Origin of the sequence: Streptomyces sp. NPDC048196, from assembly GCF_040652715.1 — a bacterium.
In the GTDB taxonomy this organism is placed as follows: domain Bacteria; phylum Actinomycetota; class Actinomycetes; order Streptomycetales; family Streptomycetaceae; genus Streptomyces; species Streptomyces siderophoricus.
In genome coordinates, this window is the sequence record NZ_JBEZMM010000081.1 from 1 (window position 1) to 25,704 (window position 25,704).

General features: G+C 74.0%; 25 protein-coding genes and 1 pseudogene. 9 read left to right on the forward strand and 17 right to left on the reverse strand.

The features are described 5' to 3' along the window. The first annotated feature begins 281 nt into the window (after positions 1 to 281). From AB0E02_RS37205 to AB0E02_RS37230, 6 genes are all read left to right on the forward strand, one after another. Complete coding sequence (locus AB0E02_RS37205; RefSeq protein ID WP_362148506.1) at positions 282 to 815, forward strand: NUDIX domain-containing protein; 534 nt, start codon at positions 282 to 284, stop codon at positions 813 to 815. 31 nt (positions 816 to 846) lie between these two features. Beyond that, on the forward strand, positions 847 to 1,257 hold the full coding sequence (locus AB0E02_RS37210; protein WP_030814194.1) for a DUF202 domain-containing protein: 411 nt from the start codon (positions 847 to 849) through the stop codon (positions 1,255 to 1,257). A 3-nt stretch (positions 1,258 to 1,260) separates the two neighbouring features. After that, on the forward strand, positions 1,261 to 1,626 hold the full coding sequence (locus AB0E02_RS37215) for a DUF202 domain-containing protein (RefSeq protein ID WP_362148511.1): 366 nt from the start codon (positions 1,261 to 1,263) through the stop codon (positions 1,624 to 1,626). Positions 1,627 to 1,795: 169 nt separating this feature from the next. Beyond that, entirely contained in the window at positions 1,796 to 2,743 is a 948-nt protein-coding gene (locus AB0E02_RS37220) for an MBL fold metallo-hydrolase (protein ID WP_362148514.1), read from the forward strand. Positions 2,744 to 3,310: 567 nt separating this feature from the next. After that, a complete protein-coding gene (locus AB0E02_RS37225; RefSeq protein ID WP_362148517.1) occupies positions 3,311 to 4,363 on the forward strand; it encodes a phosphotransferase family protein in 1,053 nt (350 codons plus the stop codon). Between the two features lie 5 nt (positions 4,364 to 4,368). Continuing rightward, a complete protein-coding gene (locus tag AB0E02_RS37230) occupies positions 4,369 to 5,583 on the forward strand; it encodes an acyl-CoA dehydrogenase family protein (protein ID WP_362148519.1) in 1,215 nt (404 codons plus the stop codon). A 387-nt stretch (positions 5,584 to 5,970) separates the two neighbouring features. On the opposite strand, the gene AB0E02_RS37235 is transcribed toward AB0E02_RS37230, so the two are convergent. Genes AB0E02_RS37235 through AB0E02_RS37245 form a run of 3 tightly spaced genes read right to left on the reverse strand, consistent with a single transcriptional unit; the run spans position 5,971 to position 9,046 of the window. After that, a complete protein-coding gene (locus tag AB0E02_RS37235) occupies positions 5,971 to 6,588 on the reverse strand; it encodes a TetR/AcrR family transcriptional regulator (protein WP_362148522.1) in 618 nt (205 codons plus the stop codon). A gap of 26 nt (positions 6,589 to 6,614) precedes the next feature. Beyond that, entirely contained in the window at positions 6,615 to 8,276 is a 1,662-nt protein-coding gene (locus tag AB0E02_RS37240; RefSeq protein WP_362148525.1) for an AMP-binding protein, read from the reverse strand. Beyond that, the gene (locus AB0E02_RS37245; protein ID WP_362148528.1) at positions 8,273 to 9,046 is read right to left on the reverse strand and encodes an SDR family oxidoreductase; all 774 of its coding nucleotides are present in this window, start codon (positions 9,044 to 9,046) and stop codon (positions 8,273 to 8,275) included. The genes AB0E02_RS37240 and AB0E02_RS37245 overlap by 4 nt, the downstream gene beginning before the upstream one ends. Before the next feature lie 173 nt (positions 9,047 to 9,219). Here AB0E02_RS37245 and AB0E02_RS37250 point away from each other — a divergent pair, with 173 nt between their 5' ends. Next, positions 9,220 to 10,506, forward strand: coding sequence for a DUF1343 domain-containing protein (locus AB0E02_RS37250; protein ID WP_362148531.1), 1,287 nt, complete (start codon positions 9,220 to 9,222; stop codon positions 10,504 to 10,506). Here AB0E02_RS37250 and purM read toward each other — a convergent pair. The 14 genes from purM to AB0E02_RS37320 form a co-directional block, all read right to left on the reverse strand. After that, positions 10,491 to 11,561, reverse strand: coding sequence for a phosphoribosylformylglycinamidine cyclo-ligase (gene purM / locus AB0E02_RS37255; RefSeq protein ID WP_362148534.1), 1,071 nt, complete (start codon positions 11,559 to 11,561; stop codon positions 10,491 to 10,493). The genes AB0E02_RS37250 and purM overlap by 16 nt on opposite strands. 46 nt (positions 11,562 to 11,607) lie before the next feature. Then, the gene (locus AB0E02_RS37260) at positions 11,608 to 12,495 is read right to left on the reverse strand and encodes an NAD(P)-dependent oxidoreductase (RefSeq protein ID WP_362148537.1); all 888 of its coding nucleotides are present in this window, start codon (positions 12,493 to 12,495) and stop codon (positions 11,608 to 11,610) included. Continuing rightward, complete coding sequence (locus AB0E02_RS37265) at positions 12,492 to 14,060, reverse strand: class I adenylate-forming enzyme family protein (protein WP_362148540.1); 1,569 nt, start codon at positions 14,058 to 14,060, stop codon at positions 12,492 to 12,494. The genes AB0E02_RS37260 and AB0E02_RS37265 overlap by 4 nt, the downstream gene beginning before the upstream one ends. Continuing rightward, entirely contained in the window at positions 14,057 to 15,247 is a 1,191-nt protein-coding gene (locus tag AB0E02_RS37270; RefSeq protein WP_362148543.1) for a cytochrome P450, read from the reverse strand. Before AB0E02_RS37270 ends, AB0E02_RS37265 begins: the two co-directional genes overlap by 4 nt. Further along, a complete protein-coding gene (locus AB0E02_RS37275; protein WP_362148546.1) occupies positions 15,244 to 15,987 on the reverse strand; it encodes a glycosyltransferase in 744 nt (247 codons plus the stop codon). The genes AB0E02_RS37270 and AB0E02_RS37275 overlap by 4 nt, the downstream gene beginning before the upstream one ends. After that, the gene (locus tag AB0E02_RS37280; RefSeq protein WP_030416146.1) at positions 15,984 to 16,994 is read right to left on the reverse strand and encodes a 3-oxoacyl-[acyl-carrier-protein] synthase III C-terminal domain-containing protein; all 1,011 of its coding nucleotides are present in this window, start codon (positions 16,992 to 16,994) and stop codon (positions 15,984 to 15,986) included. The genes AB0E02_RS37275 and AB0E02_RS37280 overlap by 4 nt, the downstream gene beginning before the upstream one ends. A 15-nt stretch (positions 16,995 to 17,009) precedes the next feature. Then, on the reverse strand, positions 17,010 to 18,182 hold the full coding sequence (locus tag AB0E02_RS37285; RefSeq protein ID WP_030416145.1) for a cytochrome P450: 1,173 nt from the start codon (positions 18,180 to 18,182) through the stop codon (positions 17,010 to 17,012). A gap of 98 nt (positions 18,183 to 18,280) precedes the next feature. Continuing rightward, entirely contained in the window at positions 18,281 to 18,592 is a 312-nt protein-coding gene (locus AB0E02_RS37290) for a DUF6506 family protein (protein WP_362148551.1), read from the reverse strand. A gap of 2 nt (positions 18,593 to 18,594) precedes the next feature. After that, positions 18,595 to 18,870, reverse strand: coding sequence for an acyl carrier protein (locus AB0E02_RS37295; protein ID WP_362148554.1), 276 nt, complete (start codon positions 18,868 to 18,870; stop codon positions 18,595 to 18,597). Beyond that, a complete protein-coding gene (locus AB0E02_RS37300) occupies positions 18,867 to 20,666 on the reverse strand; it encodes a fatty acyl-AMP ligase (protein ID WP_362148557.1) in 1,800 nt (599 codons plus the stop codon). The genes AB0E02_RS37295 and AB0E02_RS37300 overlap by 4 nt, the downstream gene beginning before the upstream one ends. An 11-nt stretch (positions 20,667 to 20,677) precedes the next feature. Then, a complete protein-coding gene (gene purF / locus AB0E02_RS37305) occupies positions 20,678 to 22,153 on the reverse strand; it encodes an amidophosphoribosyltransferase (protein ID WP_362148560.1) in 1,476 nt (491 codons plus the stop codon). Continuing rightward, positions 22,150 to 22,680 carry a hypothetical protein gene (locus AB0E02_RS37310; protein ID WP_362148563.1) on the reverse strand — a complete coding sequence of 177 codons (531 nt, stop codon included), beginning with the start codon at positions 22,678 to 22,680 and terminating at the stop codon, positions 22,150 to 22,152. Before AB0E02_RS37310 ends, purF begins: the two co-directional genes overlap by 4 nt. Further along, positions 22,677 to 23,555, reverse strand: a complete 879-nt coding sequence (locus AB0E02_RS37315) for a hypothetical protein (RefSeq protein ID WP_362148566.1) — start codon at positions 23,553 to 23,555, stop codon at positions 22,677 to 22,679. Before AB0E02_RS37315 ends, AB0E02_RS37310 begins: the two co-directional genes overlap by 4 nt. Further along, positions 23,552 to 24,949: an NAD(P)-binding domain-containing protein gene (locus AB0E02_RS37320; RefSeq protein ID WP_362148569.1), complete on the reverse strand. Its 1,398-nt coding sequence runs from the start codon at positions 24,947 to 24,949 to the stop codon at positions 23,552 to 23,554. The genes AB0E02_RS37315 and AB0E02_RS37320 overlap by 4 nt, the downstream gene beginning before the upstream one ends. A gap of 338 nt (positions 24,950 to 25,287) precedes the next feature. Between AB0E02_RS37320 and purS the strand changes: the two genes are divergently transcribed. Continuing rightward, positions 25,288 to 25,542, forward strand: a complete 255-nt coding sequence (gene purS / locus AB0E02_RS37325; RefSeq protein ID WP_362148572.1) for a phosphoribosylformylglycinamidine synthase subunit PurS — start codon at positions 25,288 to 25,290, stop codon at positions 25,540 to 25,542. Then, positions 25,539 to 25,704: pseudogene (locus AB0E02_RS37330) on the forward strand (phosphoribosylformylglycinamidine synthase subunit PurQ); the annotation flags it as partial. The gene purS and the pseudogene AB0E02_RS37330, both read left to right, overlap by 4 nt.

Genomic DNA, 25,704 nt, shown 5'->3' on the forward strand with positions numbered 1-25,704 from the left:
CGGGGGGGGGGTGGTGGGCGGGGGGGGCGTGTTTTTGGTTCTACACCAGAACCCGCCCCAACCCCCCGGCCCCGGAGGTCCGTCACCGCACCCGACACCACCCAGCCCGCCGCAGGCGCAACGGCCAGACGCCCCGCGGCGCAGCAGACGGCTACGTGCGGGGCGCCGCAAAGCGCGCAACGGCGAACAACACCCGCGACGGGACAGACAGCTACGTGGGCGGCACCGCAAACCGCAGCGCCCCGCGGCGCAGCAGACGGGTACGTGGGGAGAATGCCTACATGGCCGATGAGGAAGCGCTCAACGTCGATGAAGTCCTGGATGTCGTCGACGAGAACGATCAGGTCGTGGGGCAGGCGCCGCGCGGCGAGAGTTATGCGCGGCGGATGCGTACCCGTTGCTCCTTCGTGCTGGTGCGGGACGCGGAGGACCGGATCTTCGTGCACCGCCGTACGCCGAACAAGCTGGTCTTCCCGGCGCACTACGACATGTTCGTGGGGGGTGTGGTCGGCGCCGGGGAGAGCTACGACCGGGCGGCGCTGCGTGAGGCCGAGGAGGAGCTGGGGGTGCGGGGGCTGGCGCAGCCGGAGCCGCTGTTCAAGTTCCTCTACGAGACGGCCGAGCACACCTGGTGGTCGGCGGTGTACCAGGTGCGGTGCACGCTGCCGGTCGTACCGCAGGAGGCGGAGATCGACTGGTACGCGTTCCTGACCGAGGAGGAGCTGATCGCGCGGCTGGACGTGTGGCCGTGGACGCCGGACGGGATGGCCGCGTACCGGCAGCTGCTCGCCCGGCGGGAGCGGGGGGAGTGCTGATGCGGGCGGTGCGGCCGGGCGGGGTGCGACGATGAGCCGCGGCGGCGGGCTGCGGGCGGCCGGCGAGGCGGTACGGCTCTGGTTCGCGCCCGCGCGCGTCCGCGAGGAGGGCACGACCCCCGACTACCGGTTCTCGCTGGCCAACGAGCGGACGTTTCTGGCCTGGTTGCGGACCGGGCTGGCACTGATCGGCGGCGGGTTCGCGGTGGACCAGTTCCTGCCCCGGCTGCACGGCACGCTGCGGGTGAGCTTCACCGTCGTACTGCTGGTGGGCGGAGGGCTGTGCGCGTTGCGGGCGGTCAACCACTGGGTGCGCTGCGAGCGGGCGATGCGGCGCGGCGAGGACCTGCCGGTGTCCCGCTTCCCCGGTGCGCTGGCGCTGGCCGTCGGGCTGTTCGCGGCGGCCGTGGTGGTGCTGGTCCTGCTGGGCCGGACGAACTAGGCGATGGCGAGGGAGCGCCCGGTGGCGGGCGGAGCCGGGCCGGGGCCGCGGCCGGCGTCGGACCGGGATCCGGGCCTGCAGCCGGAGCGGACCCGGCTGGCCTGGCGGCGGACCACGCTGTCCGCCACCGTGGTGGCGCTGCTGGCCGGCCGGCAGCTGCTGCGGAACGCCGAGCGCGGGGCGGCGGTCGCGGCGGAGGCGGCGCTGACCGGCCTGGTGTGGCTCGGCTTCGTCGTCCTCGCGCACCGCAGGATGCGGGCCATGGCGGGCGGCCGGCCGCCGGGGCTGCCGCCGCGGACCGCGCTGCTGCTGATCGGCTGCACCCTCGCGCTGGGGCTGTGCGGCGCGGTGATTCTGCTTCAGGGGTGACCCCGTTTAAGAGGGAGGAGAGGAGGGGCGCACGCACGGGGCCCGCGGCGGTTTCCTGTCCGGGGCGATGGCGGGGGTACCGTGGCCCGGTCCCGCGGCGGCGGAGGGCGCCCGAACTCCCCGTTGGCGGGTGAACACTGACGGGGCATCGGAGCAGGAGGCACAGCCCATGACGGAAGCGGCGGAACGGACCATGGCCGGGCGGAGCGTGCCGGAGGAGCCGTATCTGGCCGAACTCGCGGGCGGGGTACACGCCTTCATCCAGCCCGACGGCGGCTGGTGCCTGAACAACGCCGGGTTCCTCACCGACGGCGGGACCACCCTCCTCGTGGACACCGCCGCCACCGAACGGCGGGCCCGACTGCTGCGCCGGCGGGTCGAGGAGAGCGGCGCCCCGGCGCCCCGCTTCGTGGTCAACACCCACCACCACGGCGACCACACCTACGGCAACGGCGTCTTCGCGCCGGAGGCGACCGTCATCGGGCACGCCGCCTGCCGCCGGGAGCTGCTGGCCGCCGGGCACCAACTGCACGCCGTCTGGCCGGAGGTGGAGTACGGCGACATCCGGCTCACCCCGCCCACCGTCACCTACACCGACGAGCTCACCCTGCACCTCGGCGACACCGAGGTGCGGCTGATCCACCCGGGCGTGGCGCACACGCCCGGGGACACCGTGGTCTGGCTGCCCCGGCAGCGCATCGTCTTCGCCGGGGACCTGGTCTTCCACGGCGGCACCCCGTTCCTCTTCATGGGCTCGCTCACCGGCTCGCTCAAGGCGGTCGAGCTGCTGCGCTCGCTGGACGCGGTCACCGTCGTCCCCGGGCACGGCCCGGTCGCCGGCCCCGAGGTGTACGACGTCATCGAGCGCTATCTGCGCTTCGTCGGCGAGCTGGCGCAGGAGGGCAGGGCGGCCGGCCGTACCCCGCTGGAGGTGGCGCAGCGGGCGGAGCTCGGCCCCTTCGCGGAGCTGGCGGAGTCGGAGCGGCTGGTGGCCAATCTGCACCGGGCGTACGCGGAGCTGGCGGGCGGGGCGCCGGGTGCCCCGCTCGATCCGCTGGTCGGCTTCGGCGACATGACGGTGATGAACGGCGGGGTGCCGGTGGCCTGTCACGCCTGAGGTGGCTGTCGCGGTTGACCTGTCGCGCCCGAGGCGGCTGCCGCGGTTGGCCTGTCACGCCTGAGGCGGTGGCCGCCGGTGGCCGGGGTCCCGCCTGGGGCGATGCCTGCAGGTGGCCACGGGTGGCCGGGGCACGCCTGGGGCGGTGGCCGCGGGTGGCCAGGGCACGTCTGGGGGCGATGCCCGCAGGTGGCCGCGGGTGGCAAGGCACGTCTGGGGCGGTGGCCGCAGGTGGCCACGGGCGGCCGGGGCACGCCCGGGGACGGTGGCCGCGGGTGGCCAGGGCACGTCTGGGGGCGATGCCCGCAGGTGGCCGCGGGTGGCAAGGCACGTCTGGGGCGGTGGCCGCGGGTGGCCACGGGCGGCCGGGGCACGCCCGGGGACGGTGGCCGCGAGTGGCCGGGGCACGCCTGGGGATGGTGGCCGCGGAAGTGACCGGAATCCTTCCGTGCGGCGGTGCGTGACGGACGCCCCACGTACCGCCACTGGACGCCATACCGACTAGTCGGCATGATCGGGGCACGACCGATCGACCGTCGGACCGTCCACTCCCCACGGAGGAGCACGATGAGCAAGGGCACCCCTCCCCCCACGGCCCCGGACCGGGAGGATCCCCCCGGCCTCGACCTGGCGCGGTTGCGCGCGCATCTGGACCGGGAGCGGCCCGGGCTGGCCGGCGGCCCGCTGCGGGCGGAGCTGATCGAGGGCGGGCGGTCCAACCTCACCTACCGGGTCACCGACGGCGCCGCCCGCTGGGTCGTCCGCCGGCCGCCGCTCGGCCACGTCCTGGCCACCGCGCACGACATGCGGCGCGAGCACCGGGTGATCAGCGCGCTGCACCCGACGCCGGTGCCGGTGCCCGGGACGCTGCTGCTGTGCGAGGACGAGTCGGTGATCGGCGCCCCGTTCTACGTGATGGAGCTGGTGGAGGGCACGCCGTACCGCACCGCCGCCCAGCTGGCGCCGCTCGGCCCGGAACGCACCCGGGCCGTGGTGCTGTCGCTCGTGGACACGCTGGTGGAGCTGCACGCCGTGGACCCGGAGGCGGTGGGGCTGGGCGACTTCGGCCGTCCCGACGGCTTCCTGGAGCGTCAACTGCGGCGCTGGGGCAAGCAGTTGGCCGCGTCGAAGAACCGTGAGCTGGCCGGGATCGACGAGCTGCACGAGGCGCTCGGCCGGGCGCTGCCCGCCTCCTCCGCGCCGGCCGTCGTGCACGGCGACTACCGGCTGGACAACGTCCTGGTCGGCGCGGACGACACCATCAAGGCCGTGCTGGACTGGGAGATGTCCACGCTCGGCGACCCGCTGACCGACCTCGGCCTGCTGGCGATGTACAGCTCCGACCTGGGGCTGCCCGAGTCCCCGGTGAGCACCACCAGCGGCGCCCCGGGCCACCCCTCCCCCGCCGAGCTGATCGAGCGCTACGCGGCCCGCTCGGGCCGGGACACCTCGGCCATCGCCTGGTACACCGCGTTCGCCTGGTTCAAGCTCGCGGTGATCCTCGAAGGCATCCACTACCGCTTCACCCTCGGCCAGACCGTCGGTGCCGGTTTCGACCGGATCGGCGAGCTCGTGCCCGTCTTCATCGACCGCGGACTGACCACCCTCAAGGAAGGCTGAGCCTCATGGACTTCGCATTCGACGCCCGGACCGAGGAGCTGCGCGCGCGGCTTCTGACGTTCATGGACGAGCATGTCCTGCCCGCCGAGCGGACCGCCCACGAGCAGCGGGAAGCCCTCGCCTCGCCGTGGGACACCCCGGCGGTCGTCGAGGACCTGAAGGCCGAGGCCCGCCGGCAGGGGCTGTGGAACCTGTTCCTCCCGGACGAGGAGTACGGCGCCGGGCTGACCAACCTCCAGTACGCGCCGCTGGCCGAGATCACCGGCCGCAGCCCGCAGCTGGCGCCGACCGCGCTGAACTGCGCGGCGCCGGACACCGGCAACATGGAGGTGCTGGCGCAGTTCGGCAACGAGGCGCAGAAGAAGCAGTGGCTGGAGCCGCTGCTGGCCGGCGAGATCCGGTCGGCGTTCGCGATGACCGAGCCGGAGGTGGCCTCGTCGGACGCCACCAACATCACCACGCGCATCGAGCGGGACGGCGACGACTACGTCATCAACGGCCGCAAGTGGTACATCTCCGGGGCGATGAACCCGCTGTGCCAGATCTTCATCGTGATGGGCAAGACCGACCCGGACGGCGCGGACCTGCGCCGTCAGCAGTCGATGGTCCTGGTGCCGCGCGACACCCCCGGTGTGGAGGTGAGGCGCGCCATGCAGGTCTACGGCTACGAGGACCACTACCACGGCGGGCACGCCGAGGTGGTCTTCCACGACGTACGGGTGCCGGTGGGCCATCTGATCGGCGAGGAGGGCGGCGGCTTCGGCATCGCCCAGGCCCGGCTCGGTCCCGGCCGGATCCACCACTGCATGCGGCTGATCGGCATGGCCGAGCGGGCCATCGAGCTGATGTGTGAGCGGGCGGTGGCCCGTACGGCGTTCGGCAAGCCGCTGGCCCAGCAGGGCGTGGTCCAGGAGTGGATCGCCGACGCCCGGGTGGCGGTGGAGCAGCTGCGGCTGCTGGTGCTGAAGACCGCGTGGCTGATGGACACCGTCGGCAACAAGGGCGCGCACACCGAGATCCAGGCCATCAAGATCGCCACGCCGCGTACGGTCGTCGACATCCTCGACAAGGCCGTCCAGCTGTACGGCGCGGGCGGTGTGAGCCAGGACTTCCCGCTGGCCGAACTGTGGGCCGCGGCCCGCACCCTGCGCCTGGCGGACGGCCCGGACGAGGTCCATCAGCGGTCGCTGGCCCGGCGGGAGTTGAAGCGGTACCTGTAGGGGGCGGGGCGGCGGGCGCGGGGACGGGGGCGGCCGCCGCCCGGTAGCCGGCCGGTGGGGGCCGGCGGGTCCCGTAGGGGGGCGTCGAACAGATCCCGTAGGGGTCGCGGACGCCCCCTCGGGGCCGACAACGCCGGTAGGGGTGGCGGGTATTCCGTGGCGGGGTGGTCCGTGGCGGGGTAATTGGTGGCGGGGCACCCGTGGCGGAGTAATTGGTGGCGGGGCCATCCGTGGCGGGGAACCGTGGCGGAGTAATTGGTGGCGGGGCCATCCGTGGCGGGGCAATCCGGGTGTCGTCCGGCTTACCCCGCCCGCCCCTGCACACGCCCGCCCGGCCCCGCCCGGCCCGCCTGGCCCGCCCGGGCCCCTCGGCCCCCCTCGCCGGCGTTACGGCCGCAGCGCCCGCAGGAGCAGGTCGGCCAGGTGGTCGGCGACCTGCTGGGGGGTGAGGGGGCCGTTCTCCCGGTACCAGGTGCCGAGGTGGTGGACGGAGCCGAAGTGGTAGTCGACGACGAGGTCGGCGGGGATGTCGGCGGCGAAGACGCCGGAGCGCTGGCCCTCCTCGATCAGGGCGCGGAACCGTTCGTGGTAGCGCCGGCGTTCGGCGCGTACCTGCTTGTCCTTCTCCGGGCCGAGGTGGTGCATCGACCGGAAGAAGATCTTGGTGTCGTCGAGGTTCTCGATGGTGGTGACGACGACGTCGGCGGCGGCGTCGCGCAGGCGCTGCTCGACCGGGGCGTCGGCGTCGGCGAAGTGGTCCAGCCGCTCCTGCTGGAGCCGCAGCACCCGGCCGTAGACCTCGTGCAGCAGGTCGTCCTTGGAGCCGAAGTAGTGGTAGAGGGCGCCCTTGGTGACGCCTGCCGCGTCCACGATCTCCTGGACGGAGGTGCGGTCGTAGCCCTGCTCCGCGAAGAGCCTGGTGGCGGTGGCCAGCAGCCGCCGCGCCACCGGCTTCGTGCTGCCGTTGCCGTTGCCGTTGCCGGTGCCGTCCTTCGTGCCGGCCATCGCCCTCACCTGTCCTTCGTCGTACGTCATGCGCGGTGGCGCAGCTCCCGTCGGAGGATCTTGCCACTCGTGGTCTTGGGGAGCTCGGTCAGGACCTCCACCTCACGGGGATATTTGTACGCCGCGAGCCGTTCCTTGCAGTACGCCGCCAGCTCGGCGGGCGGCACGTCGGCCCCCGGACGCAGGCTCACGTACGCCTTGACCGTCTCGCCGCGGTAGGCGTCGGGCACTCCGACCACCGCCGCCTCGCGCACCGCCGGGTGGCCGTAGAGGACGTCCTCGACCTCGCGCGGCCACACCTTGAAGCCGGAGGCGTTGATCATGTCCTTCTTGCGGTCGACGACGTAGAGCCAGCCGTCGGTGTCCATGAAGCCGATGTCGCCGGTGCGCAGTTCGCCGTCCGGGAGGGCCTCGGCGGTGGCGTCCGGGCGGCGCCAGTAGCCGGGGACGACCTGGGGTCCGCGGACCGCGATCTCGCCCGGCTCGCCGAACGGCAGGTCCGCGCCGTGGTCGTCGACGATCCGCACGACGGTGTCCGGGCCCGGCACGCCGACCGCGAGCGTCCCGGAGGCCTTGTCCACCGGCGCTTCCCGGCCGGGCGGCACGCTGGCGCACGGCGCGGTGCACTCGGTCAGGCCGTAGCCGTTGTGGAGGTACGGCCCGAAGGCGGTGCGGAACTTCTCGACGAGGGCGGGCGGCAGCGGCGCGCCGCCGGACGACATGATCGCGAAGGATGCGAAGTGGTCGCGGGTGACGTCCGGGTGGGCCATCAGTGCCATGTAGGCGGTGGAGGGGCCGACGGTGTAGGCGGGGCGGTGCTCCAGGAAGGCGTCCAGGACGACGCCGGCCTCGAAACGGTAGGCGAGCGCCAGGGTGCCGGCGTTGGCGAAGCAGGTGGCGAGTTCGCAGACCATGCCGGTGATGTGGAAGAGCGGGGCGAGCGCGAAGTACGTGGTGCCTTCGGGCAGTCCGTGGCCGGTGCGCTGGCGTTCGGCGTTGTAGGTGAGGTTGCCGTGGGTGTTGGTGGCGCCCTTGGGCGTGCCGCTGGTGCCGGAGGTGTAGCTGATCAGCGCGATGTCGTCGGCGGCCGGATCGGGGCCGGCCGGCGGTGCGGCCCGACCGGTGGCGGCGCGGGCGACGGTCAGCAGGTCGTCGGCGCCCTCCTGCGGCCCGAGCGGCGCCCCGCGCAGCACCCGGGTGTCGTCGCGGGTCTGCAGTTCCCGCTCGGAGGTGGTCAGCGCCAGGCGTACGGAGGGCGCGGCGGCGGCGGTGGTGCGCAGGAAGCCGTCCCAGGTGCGGTCGGCGCAGATCACGGCGGTGACCTCGGCGTCGTCCAGGACGTGCCGCAGTTCGGCGGACTTGTACATGGGGTTGACCGGCACCACGACCCCGCCGGCCTTCCAGACGCCGAGCAGGGCGAGGACGAACTGCGGGGTGTTCTGCAGCATGATCGCGGCGCGGTCGCCGGGCCGGAATCCTCGGGTGGCGAGGTGGGCGGCGATGCCGTCGGAGAGCGCGTCGGTCTCCGCGTAGGACAGCCGGCCGTCGAAGTAGGCGAGCGCGGTGCGGTCGGGGGCCTTGCGGGCGGCGGCGCGGAAGGCGTGCAGGACGGAGGGCGGCGGCTGGACCGGGCCGCGCTGGGCGTCGGTGAGCAGGGCCAGCCAGGGCTTGTCGTGGTACGAGGTCACCGGGTGCCCCCTTCGCGCTGTTCCAGCTTCTGCTGGAGGTGGTTCATCGCGGTCAGCCAGCGGTCGGGGTCGGTGGCCCGGGCGGTGTAGTACTCCGCGACCTCCGGGTGCGGCAGGACCAGGAACCGGCCCTGCTCGATGGCCTCGCACAGCGCGTCGGCGACGGTGTCGGGCTCGACGGCGGTGGGCGTGAGCACCAGGTCCCCGGCCGCTCCGGTGGCGGCCAGCATGTCGGTGCGGACGCCCTGCGGACAGATGGCGTGCACCGCGATCCCGCGGTGCCGGTAGGTGAGCGAGAGCCATTCGGCGAAGGCGTAGGCGCCGTGCTTGGTGACGCTGTACGGCGCGGCGGCGACCATGGTGAGCAGGCCGGCCGCGGAGACGGTGGAGACGAAGCGGCCGCTGCCGCGGGCCAGCCATTCCGGTACCAGTTCGCGGGCCGCCCGAACGTGCGCCATGACGTTGACGTCCCAGGCCAGCGCCCAGTCGTCCTCGGGCGCGTCGGGGCCGCCGCCGGTGCCGACGCCGGCGTTGGCGCAGAAGATGTCGATGGTGCCGCCAAGTGCTTCGCGGGCGGCCGGGACGATGCCGGAGGCGTCCCCGGCGACCGCGATCGCCCCGATCTCCGCGGCGGTCCCCTTGGCCTTGGCCTCGTCCAGGTCGTTGACCACGACCCGGGCGCCTTCGGCGGCGAACCGGCGGGCCAGTGCCGCACCGATCCCCCCGCCCGCCCCGGTCACGACGACGGCCTTGTCCCGTACGGCTTCCACTGCGGTGTCTCCCTCGGTCGCGCGGATCGACTGACAGGCAGACTAACCAGTCGGTATGTGGGAGCGGAAGAGTCGGTTTCCGGTCGGCCCGTCCCGTTCCCGGACGCCGCCCGGCGCGTTAGCGTGCGCACCGCACGTACGGGTTGGCTTCCTGCGATCACGGAGGTGTGCGGATGGCTCTGTCGAGGCGCGTTCTGCTCGGACATCTGGCGGCGACCGGCGCGGCCGGTGCGGCGCTGACCGCGGCCGCGACGCCCGCGCGGGCGGCGGCGGCCGGCCCGGACCGGGGCGGCCGGCGGGTGCGGACCGGTTTCGCGCGGCTGGCCGCGGACGGCTATCGGCTGCTGGAGGGCGAAAAGGTCGGGGTCATCACCAACCCCACCGGCGTCACGACCGAGCTGCGGCACATCGTGGACGTGATGCACGCCGACCCGCAGGTCCGGCTGACCGCGGTCTTCGGGCCCGAGCACGGCTTCCGGGGCACCGCGCAGGCGGGCGGGTCCGAGGGGCGCTACGACGACCCGGCCACCGGACTGCCGGTCTACGACACGTACAACAAGAGCGGCCGGGAACTCGCGGACATCTTCACGGCCTCCGGTGTGGACACCGTCGTCTTCGACATCCAGGACGTCGGCGCCCGCTTCTACACCTACATCTGGACGCTCTACGACTGCATGGTGGCGGCCGTCCTCGCCGGCAAGCGCTTCGTGGTGCTGGACCGGCCCAATCCGGTCACCGGCCGCTCCGCCTCCGGGCCGGTGCTGGACAAGGCGTACGCCTCGTTCGTCGGCCGCGAGCCGATCGCGCAGGCGCACGGCCTGACGGTGGCCGAACTCGCCCTGCTCTTCAACGGCGAGTTCGTCCCGCAGGCGGCCGGCCGGCCGGTGGAGCTGGCGACCGTGCGGATGAGCGGCTGGCGCCGCGGCGACTTCTACGACGCGACGGGCCTGCCCTGGGTCCCCCCGAGCCCCAACATGCCCACCCCGGACACCGCGCTGGTCTACGCGGGCACCTGCCTCTTCGAGGGCACCAACCTCTCCGAGGGCCGCGGCACCACCCGCCCCTTCGAACTCCTCGGCGCCGACGGCATCGACCGGCGCTGGGCCGCGGCCGCCACCGCACTCGGCCTGCCCGGCGTGCACTTCAGGGAGGCGTACTTCGCGCCCACCTTCTCCAAGTTCCAGGGGAAGACCGTCGGCGGGGTGCAGCTCCATGTCCACGACCGGGCCGCCTTCGACCCGGTGCGCACCGGCATCGGCCTGCTGGTCACGGCGAAGCGGGTCTGGGGCGGTTTCGCGTGGCGGCCGGATCACGGCATCGACCGGCTGACCGGTTCGGCGACCGTGCGGACGATGATCGACGCGGGCGCGGGCCCGGACGAGATCGTCGCCGCCTGGCAGGCCGGCCTGGCGACGTTCCGTACGGTGCGGGCCCGTTATCTGCGTTATCCGCCGGCGTAGTCGCCGACGAGTTCCGCGCCGGTGGTGCGGTCGCCGCGCTCGACGATCTCCCCGCCGACCCAGGCGTCCACCCCGCGGTCGGCGAGCGTGGCCAGCGCCGTGGTCACGGACTCCGGCGGGACGACGGCGATCATGCCGACGCCCATGTTCAGGGTCCGCTCCAGTTCCCGGCGCTCGACCTGGCCGGCCGTGCCGACCAGGTCGAAGACCGGGCCCGGGGTCCAGGTGGCGCGGTCGACGGTGGCGTGCAGCCCGTCCGGGACCACCCGGGCGAGGTTGCCCGCCAGTCCGCCGCCGGTGATGTGCGCGAAGGCGTGGACCTCGGTCGCCCGGGTCAGCGCCAGGCAGGCGGCGGCGTAGATCCGGGTGGGTTCGAGCAGTTCCTCGCCCAGGGTGCGGCCCAGTTCGGCGAGGTGCTGGTCCAGGCGCAGGCCGGCCCGGTCGAGCAGGACGTGGCGGACCAGGGAGTAGCCGTTGGCGTGCAGGCCCGACGAGGCCATCGCGATCACCGCGTCGCCGGTACGGAGGCGCTCCGCGCCCAGCAGCCGGTCCGCCTCGACGACGCCGGTACCGGCGCCGGCCAGGTCGAACTCGTCCGCACCGAGCAGGCCCGGGTGTTCGGCGGTCTCGCCGCCGATCAGCGCGCAGCCGGCCAGCACGCAGCCCTCGGCGATGCCCTTGACGATCTCCGCGACCCGCTCGGGGTGGACCTTGCCGACGCAGAGGTAGTCGGTCAGGAAGAGCGGTTCGGCGCCGCAGACGACGATGTCGTCCATCACCATCGCGACGAGGTCGTGGCCGATGGTGTGGTGGACGCCGAGGGCGCGGGCGATGTCGACCTTGGTGCCGACGCCGTCGGTGGCCGAGGCGAGCAGCGGGCGGGCGTAGCCCTTCAGCGCCGAGGCGTCGAAGAGGCCGGCGAACCCGCCGAGTCCCCCGACGACTTCGGGGCGGGCGGTCTTCCTCACCCACTGCTTCATCAGCTCAACGGCGCGGTCGCCGGCTTCGATGTCGACGCCCGCGGACGCATAGCTGGCTCCGGTGCGAGGGCTCATGGACGCCCGCCTTTCGAGGGGTTGATCCGGTCTGTCGCCGTACGGGTCACCATGACGCCGCGCCGTGGAAGGAGGTCGGTCCCGGCCGGAAGCCGAGGCCGCGGCGGGCGGCGCCGAGCGCCAGGGTGCGTTCCACGGCGAGGTGGCTGAGCGCGTAGCGGGTGAGCCGCGGCGGTGTGGAGCGGCCCGCCAGCCGCCAGGCCGTCTCGGCGGTCGCCGCGGCGGCGGACGCCACGGCGGTGGGCACCGTGCGCAGCCGTACCGTCAGGCCGCGGGCGGCGAGCAGGGCCCGCAGCGCCTCGCCGATGGGGACGGGGGCCGCGTCGGCGATGTTGTAGGTGCCGGGCCGGGTGTCGCGGTCGCAGGCCAGCAGCGCGGCCGCGGTCAGCTGGTCGATGTGGGTGAGCGACTGCAGGGCGGTGCCGTCGCCCGGCAGCCACAGCAGGCCGCCGCGGACGGCGCCGAGCACCCGGGGCAGCAGTGTCCGGTCGCCCGGTCCGTAGACGGCGTGCGGGCGCAGCACGACGGTGTCCGGGCGGCCGCGCAGGGCCAGTTCGGCGGCGGCCTTGGAGGCGGCGTACGGGGTGAGGTAGCGGCGGACCGGGGCCTCGGTCTCGTGGCCGAGGACGGTCGGCCGGAACGGGTCGTACACGCTGGCCGTCGAGATGTGCACCAGCCGGGCGCCGGGGAAGGACGCGGCCACGTTCCGGGTGCCGGTGAGGTTGGCGTGCCAGACGGGGCCGGGCGCGCCCCAGTCGCGGACGGCGGCGGCCGCGTGCACCACCGCGTCCACCTCGGGGGCGTCGGTCCAGACCCCGTCGCAGAGGTCCCAGTCGGCGCGGGTGAGGGAGTGCACGGTCCAGCCCGCGGCGGTCGCCGCCCGGCAGACGGCGCCGCCCACGAAGCCGCGGGCGCCGGTCACGGCGATCCTCATCGGGCCGCCCCCGCCGTCCGGTCGCCCAGCAGGGCGCGCAGCGCGGCGCGGTCCGGTTTGCGGGTGCGGCCGGTGACCGGGATGCGGTCCAGGACGACCACCTCGTCCGGCAGCGCGGCCGCGTCGATCAGGGCGGGCAGCCGGGAGCGGACGGTCCCGGCGAGCACCTCCGGTTCGGACGTGGGTCGTTCGGGCACGAGGGCCAGGACGACGCGCTCGTCGCCGTAGGCGTCGGGGACGCCGACGATGACCGCGTCGGCGACGCCGGGCAGGGCGGCGACGGCCGGTTCGTAGAGCCCGGGGTAGATGTTGGTGCGGCCGCGGATGAGCATGTCCTTCTTCCGCCCGAGCAGGACCAGTTCGCCGTCCTCCAGCCGGGCGAGGTCGCCGGTGGCGTGTTCGGTCATCGGTGGCTCGCCGAGGTAGCCGCGGCACAGGTTCGGTCCGGACACCAGCAGTTCGCCGTCCGGTGCGGTGCGCGCCCGGACCCCCGGCAGGGGCGTGCCGAGCAGGTCGCCGGGGCCGCGGTGGGCGAGCTTGGCGTCTCCGGTGGCGACCGCGACCGGCACGATCTCGGTCATGCCGTACACGGCGAGGAAGCGGACCCGCGGCAGGACCTGGCCGGCCCGGCGCAGCAGGCCGGGCAGGACGGGTGCGCCGCCGAGGACGAGGTGCCGCAGCGAGGCGGGCAGTGCCGCCTCGCCCCGTTCGACGGCGTCGAGCACCGCGGGCAGGTCGGCCGGGACGCAGAACGCGTGGGTGGCGCCGGCCAGTCCGCGGGTGAACCGTCCGGGATCGGCGGCGGGCGCGAAGCCGTACGGCGGCATGGTCCAGTGCGCCCCGGCGACCAGGGCGGGGATGCCCATCATCAACTGGTCGGTGTGCAGCACGTCGCCGTCGCCCATGCACAGGGCGGAGCCGCAGCCGACCAGGCCGGCGCCGAGCGAACCGCGGGTGTGGACCACCGCCCGGGGCGCCTGCGTCGTGCCGGAGGTGAAGACGACCAGCGCCTCCTGTCCGGGCGCCGGTCCGGGGCGGTCGGCCGGGGCGGGGCCGGTGGCGAGCCGGCGGGCGGACAGCGCACCGGCGGGGACGCCGGGCAGCCGTCGGCCGGTGTGGACGTGCCGCAGGCCGAGCCGGTGGTAGTGCGGCAGCAGCAGTCCGCGGCGCCGCGCCAGCGGGCGGCCGTAGCGGGCCACCGCGTACAGCAGGGATTCGGCGGCGGCCCAGCGCGGCTGTGCCAGTTCGCGGCGGGCGGCAAAGAGTTCGGGGCCGGCGCCGGGGTCGGCGAAGACCACGGTGCCACCCGCGGCGATCACGCCCAGCGCCAGCACCACGCCGTCCGGTCCCGGCCGTACGGAGAACAGCATCCGCTCCCCCGCCGCCATCCCGGCCGCGCGCAGCCCGTGTGCCGTGGTGAGGACGGCGCGGGCCAGTTCGCGGTAGCCGAGGGTGCGGCCGTCCGGGCCGGTGAGGGCGGGCGCGTCGGCGCGTCGCCCGGCGGTGTCGAAGAAGGCGGTGAGCAGATCGATCCGGTCGTCCGCCGCGGGCCGGGTGTCGGTCAACTCGCGCTCCTGAGCTCGATGTTCAGCCGGGCGTAGCCCGGTATCAGGACGTGCCGGGCCGGGCGGCGGCCGGTGACGGTGACCGGCCCGGCGGCGAGCGCGGCGGCCAGCACCGCGTGGACCTGCGCCATGGCCAGCGGCATGCCGAGGCAGAAGTGCGGGCCGGCGCCGAACCACAGCCGGCGCAGTTCCGACGGGTGCGGCCGCTCGGGGGCGAACGGCCCGTGGGCCCGCGCGCACAGCAGGGTGGCCACCACGACCCGGTCGCCGGGCGCGACCGGGACACCGCCGATCCGGGCGGCGCGGGCGACGCTGCGCAGCATCACGGGGGACGGCACGGTGATCCGCAGGGCCTCCTCGATCACCGGGTCGGGGTCGGCGGCGGGGTCCGCGAGCCGGTCGAGCCGGCCGGTGTCGTGGCCGAGCGCGATCAGCCGCGGGATGAACGAGACCAGGGTCTCGGTGCCGGTGAGCAGGAAGGCGCCGACGGCCCCGCGGGCCTCCTGCTCGGTCAGGCCCAGTTCCCGCAGCCGGCCGGGCAGGGTCGTCTCGCCGCCCTGCCGGTAGGCGGTCACCGCCGAGGCGGTCAGCCGGCCCAGCACCTCACGCGCCCGCGCCACCTGACGTCCCGTCATACCGGAGCGCCACAGTCGCACCGACCTCGTCACCTCGGACGCCTCGGCGTGCGCCCCGCCGAACCGGCCGGGCTCCGCGGGCATCCCGACGATCGCGCAGATCGCGGCGCCGGCGCAGATCTGCGCGACCCGGACCAGATCGACCTGTTCGCCGGCGCGCAGCCGGCCGGTCAGCTCGTCGAGCGGCTGCGCCAGCACCTGGGCGCACAGGGCCGTGACGTAGCCGGGGGTGAAGAGCCCGGACAGCCGGCGGCGGAGCGCCGCGTGGTCGGGGCCCTCCATGTTGAGCAGCACCGACGGGCCGAGCACCGGTGTCCACAGGTCGGACGGTGAGCCGGGACCGGTCTTGGTGAAGTGCTCGGTGTCGCAGAGGACGTCGCGGGCCAGCGCGGCGTCGCTGACCACGACGCCGACCCGCGGCACCCGGACGACCGGGCCGCGGGCGGCGATCGCGCGCAGCAGCCGGTAGGCGACGGGATGGGCGGCGGTCTGCACCCGGTGTTCCCAGTGCTCCCAGGTGGCGGGCGGCGCCGCCGTGGTGGTGGTCGTCACCGGATGTCCACCACCTCGGGGCGGTAGCGGTGGTCCGCGTACCAGCCGAGGGTGCGGCGCAGGCCCCAGGCGTGCACCCGGCGGGCCGAGCCGGCCACCTTCACGTCGCGCCGGGTGCCGTACGCGGTGGTCAGCCGCCGGACCGCGTTGACCAGGGCGCGGTCCTCGTGGACCTCCTCGATGGCGGTGCGCGGGAAGCCGCCGGCGCGTTCGTACAGGTCCGCGGTGATCGCCATGTTGCAGCCGGGCGCCATCACGTACGGGCCGAGGTAGTCGGGGCCGCGGTTGCCGGGACGGAACCGGCCGAAGAGCGCGGCCACTTCGGTCGCGGTGACCAGGGCGGCGCGCCGCAGCGGGGGCAGCGGCGCCTCGTCGGTGCGGGGCCGCAGCCGGCCGGCGATCAGTTCCAGTCCGGCGTCGAAGCCGGCCCGGACCCGGGCGGTCCAGTCGGGTGCGGGCAGGCAGTCGGCGTCGGTGCGGGCCAGGTGCGTGGCGCCGTGCGCGATGGCGTGGCGCATCCCGGTGTCGGCGGCCGCGCCGGTGCCCTTGCGGGTCTCGTGCACGAGGTGCAGGTCGCCGGGGAAGCCGAAGGACCGTACGACGTCCGCGGTGCCGTCCGTGGAGTCGTTGTCGACGATCACGAGGGAGAAGTCCCGGTCGGTCTGGGCCGCGAGCGCCCGCAGCGTCGCGGTGATGCCGGGGGCCTCGTTGTAGGCGGGTACCACCACCCAGAGCCTCACAGCCGGATCACGCTCACTCCCATGCTGATGCCGCCGGCGAGCCCGACCAGGGCCACCAGGTCGCCGACGCCGGCCCGGCCGCTCTCCCGGGCGCGGACGAGCTGCAGCGGCAGGCTGGCGGAGGCCGCGTTGCCGTGTTCGGTGACGGTGAGCGGGATCTTGTCCGGGGGCAGCCCGAACCGTTCGGCGAGCTGGTCCAGATAGGGCTTGGAGACCTGGTGGACGCAGATGGCCGCCATGTCCTGCCAGCGGACGCCGAGCCGCTCCAGGGTGTCGTCGAGGATCTTCGGGCCGAGCCGCTCGAAGGCGCGGCGCAGGCCCACGCCGTCGAGCCGGAAGTAGGTGTGTTCGTCGCCGCGGGGGTGGGCCGAGCCGCCGGACGCGAGGGTGCCGACGTTCCAGGAGGCGGAGTCGGCGGTGAAGCCGCAGCCGAGGATGCCGGGCTCCGCGGACGCCTCGACGAGCAGCGCGGCGCCCGCGTCGGAGAGGGTGTAGCCGGGGATCGACGCGAGGTAGGTGCGCAGGTCCGGCACCGCCCAGCGGACGGCGCGGGAGGGCGATTCGCCGCCGGCGATCAGGATCCGGCGGTAGGAGCCCTGGGCGATCAGCGCATGGGCGGTCTCCAGCGCGTTGAGCACGCTGTTGCAGGCGTTCTTGACGTCGAAGACGGGGCAGCGCAGGCCGAGGCGGTCGGCGACCATGTGCGAGGTGGCCGGCTCGATCATGTCCTGGCTGGCCGCGGCGAAGAGCAGCAGGTCGATGGTGCCGGCGTCGGTGCCGGTCTCGGCGAGGAGTTTGCGGGCCGCGGCGGCCGCCAGGTCGGACGCCTGCCAGTCGTCGGGCATGACGTGCAGCCGCTCGACGCCGGTCAGCCGCCGCACGAGGCCGGGCGGCGGGCGGAATCCGGTGCTCGCGGCGGCCACCAGGTGCTCGGTGTCCGTCGTGGAGCGCAGGGTCTCGGGCAGGTGGACGGCCACACCGGCCAGCCGCGCGTGGATCTGGGGCATGGTGCTGCTCTCCCGTCAGACGAGGGTCACGGTCAGCCGGTCGTACGAGGGGATGACCACGCGGCGGCTGTAGCGGCGCTCGGTGATCCGCCAGGGCCGCCCCACCGCGGTCAGGGTCTCCAGGGTCCGGCCGATCTCGGCCTGGGCGATGGCGGAGCCGAGGCAGTGGTGGCGGCCGGCGCCGAACCACAGCTGGCGGTTGGCGGGTTCGGCGGGCCGGCCGAGCCGGAAGCCGCCGGTGAGGCTGTTGGCGGTGTAGTTGAGCAGCGTGATCCGGTCGCCGGCCTTCAGGGTGCGGCCGGCCAGCCGCACCTGGCTGCGCACGGTCCGGCCGATGACCGGGGCCGGTGCGGTCACCCGCAGCCCCTCGCGGACCGCCTCCGGGACCCGCTGCGGGGACGCCAGCAGGGCGTGCTGCTCGCCGGTGTCGTGCAGCAGCGCGACGGTTCTGGTGATCGCGCTGGCGGCGGTCTCGGTGGCGGCCACGCCCACGAGAGCGGCCATGCCGGCGGTCTGCCGGGCGTTCAGGCCGACCTCGCGGCAGCGGCCGATGAGGTGGTCGGCGGGCTCGGTGGCCCAGAGGCCCTCGACGTGCCCGGTGAGCCGCGCGACGATGCCCCGGCCGCGGGCCACGGTCGCCTCGGTCAGCTCGCCGCCGCCCGCCGCTTCTACGGACAGCGCGGCGAGTTGGCGGGCGGTGGCGAAGACCTTCTCGTAGGCGGCGTCGTCGGTGCCGGTGACCGGGACGCGGAGCAGCTCGGTCACGATGCGGCCGACGACGGCCCGGCCGAGGGCCGCGACGTCGAGGGGCCGGCCCGCGGCGAGCTGCACCCGGGCCTCGACGAGCCGGGCTCCGATGGTGCGGTCGACCAGCTCGCGGGCCGCGGTCTCGCCGAACAGCTCGCGGGTGCCGGCGCGCAGGGCGCGGTGTCCCTCGCCGTCGAAGAGGTCCTCGACCCAGCCGCCCAGGAGCTGGGCCCACAGCCGGCCGACGCCGCCGCGGTCGAGGACGGTGAAGTGCTTCTGGTCGACGAGCACGGACCGGGCGGTCGCCGCGTCGGCGGTCAGCCAGCCCAGCTTCGGGACGTACGTCAGGGGCCGGGCCAGCCGGCCGGCGTGCAGCAGCAGCGGGAGGGCGGGGCGGCTGGCGGCCAGCACGCGCAGCTCGTGGAGTCCGGCGCGGTTCATGGTGGTCCCTCTCGTGGTGTCGGGGGAACGGCCGGGCCCGCCGGGCTCCCTCCCGTACGGGGGAGGGAGGGGGCCCGGCGGGGGGGCAGGCTGCGGGATCAGCCTGCCTGCGGTGGAAAGAGCGCTGCCATGCCGTCGATCGACTCGGGGCCGTAGCCGACCGAGCCGACCGGGACACGGGACTTGGTGGCCTCGATGACCCGGGCCGTCCACACGGGGCCGAAGCCGCCGCACAGTTCGATGAGCTGGATGCCCTCGTCGACGAGCCGGACGGCGATCTCCGGCGCCCGGGCCGGGTCCGCCATGCCGACCATGACGGCCCGGAAGCCGTCCCGTTCGATGACGGAGCGGTCGCGGTCGGGGTCGAGCCCGCGTCCGGTGAAGAGGAACCCGAAGGCGTTCAGGGCCATGCTCAGACCTCCTTCCGCGCCTGCCGCAGCTCCGCCACGACCAGGTCGGCCGCTTCGGCCAGGCTCAGGGCGCCCAGCGACGCCTCCGTGCGCAGCTCGGCGCCGCACCACTTCTGCAGGTCGCCGAGGAGCACCGAACTCGTCATGGAGTCGATGCCGAAGGCGCTGAGCGGGACGTCCGCGTCGAGGTCGGCGGGCGCCATCTCCAGCATCTCGGCCAGCACCTGGCGCAGCCGCTCGACGACCAGCTCCGGGGTGATCTCCTGAATGACGCTCATGCCGCACCGTCCTTCCGCTTGCTGGACCACTGGGCCAGCGGCGTCAGCTGGCCCGACCTCATCTGCTCGGCGCAGGCGCGCCGGCGGATCTTCCCGCTGGTGGTGCGGGGCACCTTGTTGCGCGGTACGGCGTAGACGCTGACCGCGGTCGGCAGCACCTTGGCCACCGCGATACCGGCCGCGCGGACGGCGGTGGCGAGCACCTCCGGGTCCCGCACGGTGGTCTCCACCACCACGGCCACGCCCCGGTCGTCCTCGTGGAGCGGCCAGGCAGCGGCCCGCTGCTGGGCGAAGGCGGGGTGGGCGGCGACCGCGACGGCCTCGGCGTCCTGCGGGAAGTAGTTCTCCCCGCCGATGATCAGCACGTCCTTGATGCGGCCGGTGATGAACAGCTGGCCGCCGTCGACGAATCCGAGGTCACCGGTGCGTACGTAGGCCGGGCCGGTGCCGTCCTCGGTGCCGGCCGGACGGGCCGCGAAGGTGTCCGCGGACTCTGCTTCCCGGCCCCAGTAGCCCCCGCAGTTGCCCGGCGAGTCGACCCAGATCTCGCCGACCACGCGGTCGGCGAGCACCCGGCGGGTCGCGGGGTCGACCACGGCGACGCGGATGCCGTCCGCCACCGGACCGCAGCCGACGAGTTCCACGCCCGCGGCGGTGTCGGCGGTCGGCACGGCCTTGCCCTCGGCCAGTGCGTCCCGGTCGTAGTACGTGGCCACCACCGGTTCCAGGGACGGGCTCACGCTCACCAGGAGGGTGCACTCGGCGAGCCCGAAGCCGGGCGAGAAGACCTCCTCGCGGAAGAAGCTCAGCCGGAACGCCTCGGCGAACCGCCGCTGCGTGGCCGCCCGTACCGGCTCGGAGCCGTTGACCGCGACCCGCCAGGTGGACAGGTCGAGGGAGGCGCGCTCCTCCGCGGGCACCCGGTTGACGCACATGTCGTACGCGAAGTCGGGCGCGGCGGTGAAGACGTCGTCCTCCGCGGCGATGGCGCGCAGCCACACCCGCGGGTCGCGGACGAAGGTGGCCGGCTCCATGGTGACGGTGGCCGCGCCGGACACCAGGGGCAGCACCACCGCGGTGCACAGGCCCATGTCGTGGAAGAACGGCAGCCAGCTGACGATGGTGGTGGTGGGCTCCACCTCGCAGGCGTCGCGCATCGCGATCTGGTTGGCGACGAGGTTGCCGTGCCGGACGACGACGCCGCGCGGGTCGCCGGTGGAGCCGGAGGTGTACTGGAGCAGCGCCGTGGTCGCCGGGTCGAGCGCGACCGGGTCGGGCAGCGCGGCCCCTTCGGGCTCGGGGCGGTCCGGGCGGCGGACGGCGATCCACCGCACGCCGGGCAGCAGTTCGGTGTCGGCCTCGTCGGCGTCCTCCTGGGTGGAGACCAGGACGGCGCACGGGTCGCAGTCGCCGCAGATCGCCGACAGCCGCTCGGCGCGGGTGGTGGTGCCGCCCCGGGCAGCGGTGCGGAACGCGGGCACCGGCACGGCGATCATGCCGGCGTACAGGCAGCCCAGGAAGCCGATGTGAAAGTCGAGTCCGGGCAGCGCGGGCACGATGACGCGATCGCCGGCGGTGCCGGTCTCGCGCAGCGCCGCCGCCAACCGGCGGGCGCGCAGGTCGAGTTCGACCGGGGTCAGGGCCTCCAGGGTGTCCCCGGACGCGTCGAGGGCGGTGACCACCGGCCGGTCCGCGTCGGGGCCCGCGGCGCGGGCGAGCAGCGCCTCGACGAGGGTGCGGGGCTCCCGGCCGGGGTCCGGCGCCGTGGTCGTGGTCGCCTCGGTCGGTGTGTTCACTGCTGTGCTCCTCATTCGACGGTGCCTCGGGACGCGAGGGCGGTGCCGGATCGGGTTCCCGGCTGCGGCCGGGCGGCCGGGGCGGCGAGCGCGCCGGCGGGGGTCGCGGTCGGATAGCGGCCGGTCAGGCAGGCGGTGCAGTAGCCGGAGGGGTCCCCGCCGGCCGCCTCCAGGAGCCGGTCCAGGGAGAGGAACGCCACGCTGTCGCAGTCCAGTTGCCCGGCCAGCTCGGTGATCGGCAGTTGGGCGGCGAGCAGTTCCTCCGGCCGTCCGGTGTCGATGCCGTAGAAGCAGGGCCACCGGTACGGCGGGGAGGCCACCCGCAGGTGCACCTCCACGGCCCCGGCCTTGCGCAGCAGCCCGGTGACGGTGCGCATGGTCGTGCCACGGACGAGCGAGTCGTCCACCAGCACCACCCGCTGCCCGGCGACCGCGGCGGCGACCGGGGCGAGCTTGCGGCGCACGGTGGTCTCCCGGGCCGCCGGGTCGCCCGCGATGAAGCTGCGGCCGACCGCCCCGGGCCGCAACAGGCCCTGGACGACCCGCAGTCCGGCCCGTTCGGCGTAGCCGTCGGCGGCGACCCGTGCCGTTTCCGGGGTGGCGACGACGACCGGGCGCGGCGATCCGGTCACCGGCGCGTAGTCGGCCAGCGCCTGGCCGGCCCGGTAGCGCGCCTGGTAGACGCTGCGCCCGGCGAGGGCCGAATCGGCCCGCGCGAAGTAGACGTACTCGAAGAGGCAGGCCGCGGTCTTGGCGTCCGGCACCGGTACCCGGCTGCTCGCGGTGCCGTGCGGGCCGATGGTGAGCACCTCGCCCGGCTCCAGCTCGCGGACCACCTCGCCGCCGACGGTGGTGATCGCCGCGGTCTCGGAGGCCAGCAGCCAGGCGTCGCCGCGCCGGCCGAGGGCCAGCGGCCGGAAGCCGTGCGGGTCGCGCACGCCGTACAGCTGCGCGCCGTCGGACAGGACCAGGGCGTAGGCCCCGGTCAGTCCGGGCAGCACCGCGTGCAGGGCGGCCGAGGTGTCGATGCCCTCCGCGGCGCGCCGGGCGAGCAGCAGGTGGGCCATCAGCTCGCTGTCGGTGGCCCACCGGGTCGGGTCGATCGCCTCGGCGCCGGGCGCGGTGTGCGGGTCGACCAGGGTGCCGTTGTGGGCCAGGGCCAGCGGCGGCCGGTCCAGGACGACCGGCTGGGCGCCGGCCAGTCCGTCCCGGGCGCCGTGGGTGGCGTAGCGGACGTGACCGACCGCGACCGGGCCGTGCGGCAGTCCGTCGAGGTCGGGCATTCCCTGGGCGACGGTACCGGCGCCGTGCCGGGCGACCAGGGCGGCGCCGGTGCCGACGGCGATGCCGACGCTCTCCTGGCCGCGGTGCTGCAGTGCGACGAGCATCTCCCGTACCAGGGCGGCGTGGTGGCCGGCCGGCCCCCAGACGCCCGCGACGCCACAGGCCTCGCGGGGCTTGTCCGCGTCGTACAGGGGCCCGGTCATAAGGCGTCACCGCCCGCGTCGAGCCAGTCGGTGAAGGCGTCCAGGTCCGGCAGGATCACGGTCGAGCAGGACAGCACCGCGAGGTTCTGGCGCATGTCCGTGATGGCGACGACGGTGCGGCCGGCGCGGTGCGCGGAGAGCATCTCCGCGGCGGTGCCCATGCTCGGCTCGTGCCCGGGCAGCCAGGCCACACAGACGTCGCTGTCCGCCGCCAGCCGGGTGAGCCGGTGGAACAGGTCGGTCAACTCCCTCAGTTCCTTGGCGAGTTCGTCGTGGTGCAGGACCTTGCGGTCGGCCAGTGCGGCGTGCGCGGCGCGGACGTCCGCGGGGTGCGAGGCGAGCCATTCGGCCATCACCACACCCGGGTCGTGGATGACCGCGTCGGGGCGCCGGGCGCGCAGCGCCTCGGTCAGCCGTTGCCGGTAGGACTGATCGGTGAGGTCGGCGCCGGTGCGCGCGCCCTGCATGGTGCCGGCCAGGAAGTAGGAGCGGGACCGCCCCTCGTCCCGCACGTCGTGGGCCGTCACTCGTCCTCCTGGGAGTACGGGGCCAGGACCAGCCCGGCCGGTGCCGCGGCGCGGTGGATCGCGGCCGCTTCGAGGAGGAAGGCGACCACGTCGTCCTGCGGTGCGCCGACCGCGTCCGCGACGACCTCCAGGTCGCGGCGGAAGCGGGCGTCGCCGTGGGTGGCGACGGCGCCCTGGTTGTCCTTGGTCAGCATCAGCAGGCTGTCCTCGGCGACCCCGGCGGGCCGCCCCGCGAGCGGCAGGACCAGCTCCGCCATCTGCCGGGTGACCGGGTGCAGCACCCGTACGGAGACGCTGTGCTGCTCGGGGTGGACCAGCAGCGGACGCACCCAGTCCGCGGCCGGCGGCACGGTCTCCAGCTGCGACTCGGGGCGCAGCACGAACGACCGCGAGGCGATGTTGTGGCCGCGCCGCGGGCTGTACCGCAGGTAGTCCAGGCGGACCGCGTCGTCGTCGAGCGTCCAGGTGGCCCGCACCCGGCTGGGCGCCGGGCTGCCGTCCTTCTTGACCCGGTACGGGTAGGCGTCGACGGTGAGCTGTACGACGCCGTCCTTGGCGGCGGAACGGTCGAGCCGCAGCGGCTCGGCGTGCAGCAGGTAGGGGTCGAGGATGTCGAGGCCCTCCGCCCGCCGGTAGACGGCCGCCACGTGCCGCCCGTCGATGGGGTATTCGGCGGTGATCCCGGACCGTTCGGCGACCAGCCGGCCGGCCGTGAACGACTGCCAGGCGCAGGACTGTCCGAACCGCGGCGGGGCGGCCCGGGTGCCGAAGTACTCGTGGAACTGGGAGGCGCTGTTGTACGGCACCCCGACGAGCACCTCGTCGAGGACCTCCTTCTGCACCTCGCTCAGCACCGCCGCACCGACGGCGTTCACTTGCGGCCTCCCGAGAAGAGCGCGGCCGCCTGCTCCAGCAGGGAGGGCCGTTGGGCGTAGGTGGTGTCGCGGCCGCCCAGCAGCGACAGGTGGTCGCGCAGCACCCGCAGGTAGGTGAGGAGCTCGAACTGGGTGAGATTGCGCGGGGAGTCCAGGAACTTGATCCCGCCGGTGATGTCCACGTCCCGCCTCCGCTTGCGCTCGTCGAACCGGCGGGCCGCCTCCGGGTCCCGTTCCCGGGCCGCCAGATAGCTCGCGATCACTCGCGACTGCAGCTCGACGGTCGGGAAATGGCCGCCCGTTCCGTCGGTCATTCCGGCGATGAAGAGGTCGTCGTAGCGCGGCGAGAACGCGAGCAGATAGAAGTCCGGCCGGCCCTTGTGCCAGTCGAGGTGCTCCTCACCGACGAACGGAATGTGGATCCGGAAACCGGTCGCCATGATGATGGTGTCGAATTCCTCCGACGTACCGTCCGAGAACTCGACGAACTTCCCGTCGAAACGCACCGGGGCCTTGCGCACCTTCACCCGGCCGTGCGCGCAGTAGTACGGCAGCAGGGAGTTCACGATCGGCGGGGATTCCAGCGGCTCGTGATCGGGCTTCGGCAGACCGAACTGATCGGGGCTGCCGATGCTCAGCTTCAGCATGGTCCGGTACGCCGCCCGCGCCACCGGGGCCGGCAGCCGCAGATTCTGGCTCGATTCGGAGACCTGGTCCGCGGGCTTTCCGAAGATGAATTTCGGGAAGAAGTAGTAGCCGCGGCGCATGCTGATCGCGACGTGATCGGTGACCTGGGCGGCTTCCACCGCGATGTCACAGCCGGAGTTCCCGGCGCCGATGACCAGGACCCGCTTGCCGGCGAGACCGGCCGCGCTGGTGTAGTCCCGGCTGTGCAGGATCTCCCCGTCGAACTTCCCGGAGAACGCCGGCACATGGGGGTGCCAGTTGTGGCCGTTCGCGATGATCAGTGCGCGGTGCTCGGCCGAATGCCCGTCCGCGGTGGTGACCCGCCAGCCGTCCGAGAGCCGCTCGACCTGCGTGACGTCGGAGTCGAACCGGATCAGCGGCAGCAGGTTGAAACGCTCCGCGTACTGCCGCAGATACCCGTGCACCTGATCGTGCCGGGGATAGGCGGGCAGCCCGCGGTCCATGGGAAGATCCGCATAACCCGTCACTTCGCGGGAGGTGATGGTGTGGGTGTTCTGATAGACGGAACTCCGCGGATTACGGATGTCCCAGATACCGCCCACGCCGGAGTGGGCCTCGTACGCCACACACGGAATGTTGAGATCACTGAGGTTCTTGAGAGAGGCCAGCCCGGAAGGGCCCGCTCCGATGACGGCGACCGGCCGTGGATCCACTTGTGGTTCTGGCATGGAACTGAATTCCCCCATCGATGGTGCGGCGTAGCCAGCCCCCTCCGAAGCCGATGAGGGTGCTGCTGTACGAACAAGACTTCATCAAGTCGCGGGGCCGACTCCAGCCACTTTCAAGGACTTTCAAACGACCAGCGGGATTCCTGTCGAACCTTGACTTCAGCGCCCCGGCTTCCCCCTAATGGAGCCGACCGGACGGGGGCCCGGACCGAGGGGACCGAACGACTTCGCGCCGGAGTGCAGTACGTCACTCCGGCGCGAATCCCCGCACTCCGAAGTGAAACAGGTCACTTTTTCCTTCCGGTGGAACCAATCAACTCCCTTTTGCGTCAACCCCCTTACCGGAAGGAGTGCCAGTGGCACGCGTCGTGGTCGACGTCATGCTCAAGCCGGAGATCCTCGACCCGCAGGGGCAGGCGGTGCAGCGCGCACTGCCCCGCCTCGGTTTCGACGGCATCGCGATCGCCGATGTCCGTCAGGGCAAGCGCTTCGAACTGGAGCTGGAGGGCCCGGTGGACGACGCCGCCCTCGCCCGGATCGAAGAGCTCGCCGGGACGTTCCTCGCCAACACCGTCATCGAAGACTTCACCGTGAAGGTCGAGCCGTCATGACCGCGCGCGTGGGTGTGATCACTTTCCCCGGCACGCTCGATGACCGCGACACCCGGCGCGCGGTCGGTCTGGCGGGCGCCGAGGCGGTGCCGTTGTGGCACCGTGACAAGGACCTCAAGCAGGTCGACGCCGTGGTCCTGCCCGGCGGGTTTTCCTACGGCG

Bases quoted from the DNA above. Each gene is read 5' to 3' on its own strand.
- AB0E02_RS37320 (WP_362148569.1), bottom strand. From the start codon at position 24,949: ATGGGGGAATTCAGTTCCATGCCAGAACCACAAGTGGATCCACGGCCG.
- AB0E02_RS37235 (WP_362148522.1), bottom strand. From the start codon at position 6,588: ATGGCCGGCACGAAGGACGGCACCGGCAACGGCAACGGCAACGGCAGC.
- AB0E02_RS37280 (WP_030416146.1), bottom strand. From the start codon at position 16,994: ATGCCCCAGATCCACGCGCGGCTGGCCGGTGTGGCCGTCCACCTGCCC.
- AB0E02_RS37220 (WP_362148514.1), top strand. From the start codon at position 1,796: ATGACGGAAGCGGCGGAACGGACCATGGCCGGGCGGAGCGTGCCGGAG.
- AB0E02_RS37210 (WP_030814194.1), top strand. From the start codon at position 847: ATGAGCCGCGGCGGCGGGCTGCGGGCGGCCGGCGAGGCGGTACGGCTC.
- AB0E02_RS37205 (WP_362148506.1), top strand. From the start codon at position 282: ATGGCCGATGAGGAAGCGCTCAACGTCGATGAAGTCCTGGATGTCGTC.
- purF (WP_362148560.1), bottom strand. From the start codon at position 22,153: ATGACCGGGCCCCTGTACGACGCGGACAAGCCCCGCGAGGCCTGTGGC.
- AB0E02_RS37215 (WP_362148511.1), top strand. From the start codon at position 1,261: ATGGCGAGGGAGCGCCCGGTGGCGGGCGGAGCCGGGCCGGGGCCGCGG.
- purM (WP_362148534.1), bottom strand. From the start codon at position 11,561: ATGAGCCCTCGCACCGGAGCCAGCTATGCGTCCGCGGGCGTCGACATC.
- AB0E02_RS37290 (WP_362148551.1), bottom strand. From the start codon at position 18,592: ATGGCCCTGAACGCCTTCGGGTTCCTCTTCACCGGACGCGGGCTCGAC.
- AB0E02_RS37230 (WP_362148519.1), top strand. From the start codon at position 4,369: ATGGACTTCGCATTCGACGCCCGGACCGAGGAGCTGCGCGCGCGGCTT.
- AB0E02_RS37250 (WP_362148531.1), top strand. From the start codon at position 9,220: ATGGCTCTGTCGAGGCGCGTTCTGCTCGGACATCTGGCGGCGACCGGC.
- AB0E02_RS37295 (WP_362148554.1), bottom strand. From the start codon at position 18,870: ATGAGCGTCATTCAGGAGATCACCCCGGAGCTGGTCGTCGAGCGGCTG.
- AB0E02_RS37225 (WP_362148517.1), top strand. From the start codon at position 3,311: ATGAGCAAGGGCACCCCTCCCCCCACGGCCCCGGACCGGGAGGATCCC.
- AB0E02_RS37285 (WP_030416145.1), bottom strand. From the start codon at position 18,182: ATGAACCGCGCCGGACTCCACGAGCTGCGCGTGCTGGCCGCCAGCCGC.
- AB0E02_RS37260 (WP_362148537.1), bottom strand. From the start codon at position 12,495: ATGAGGATCGCCGTGACCGGCGCCCGCGGCTTCGTGGGCGGCGCCGTC.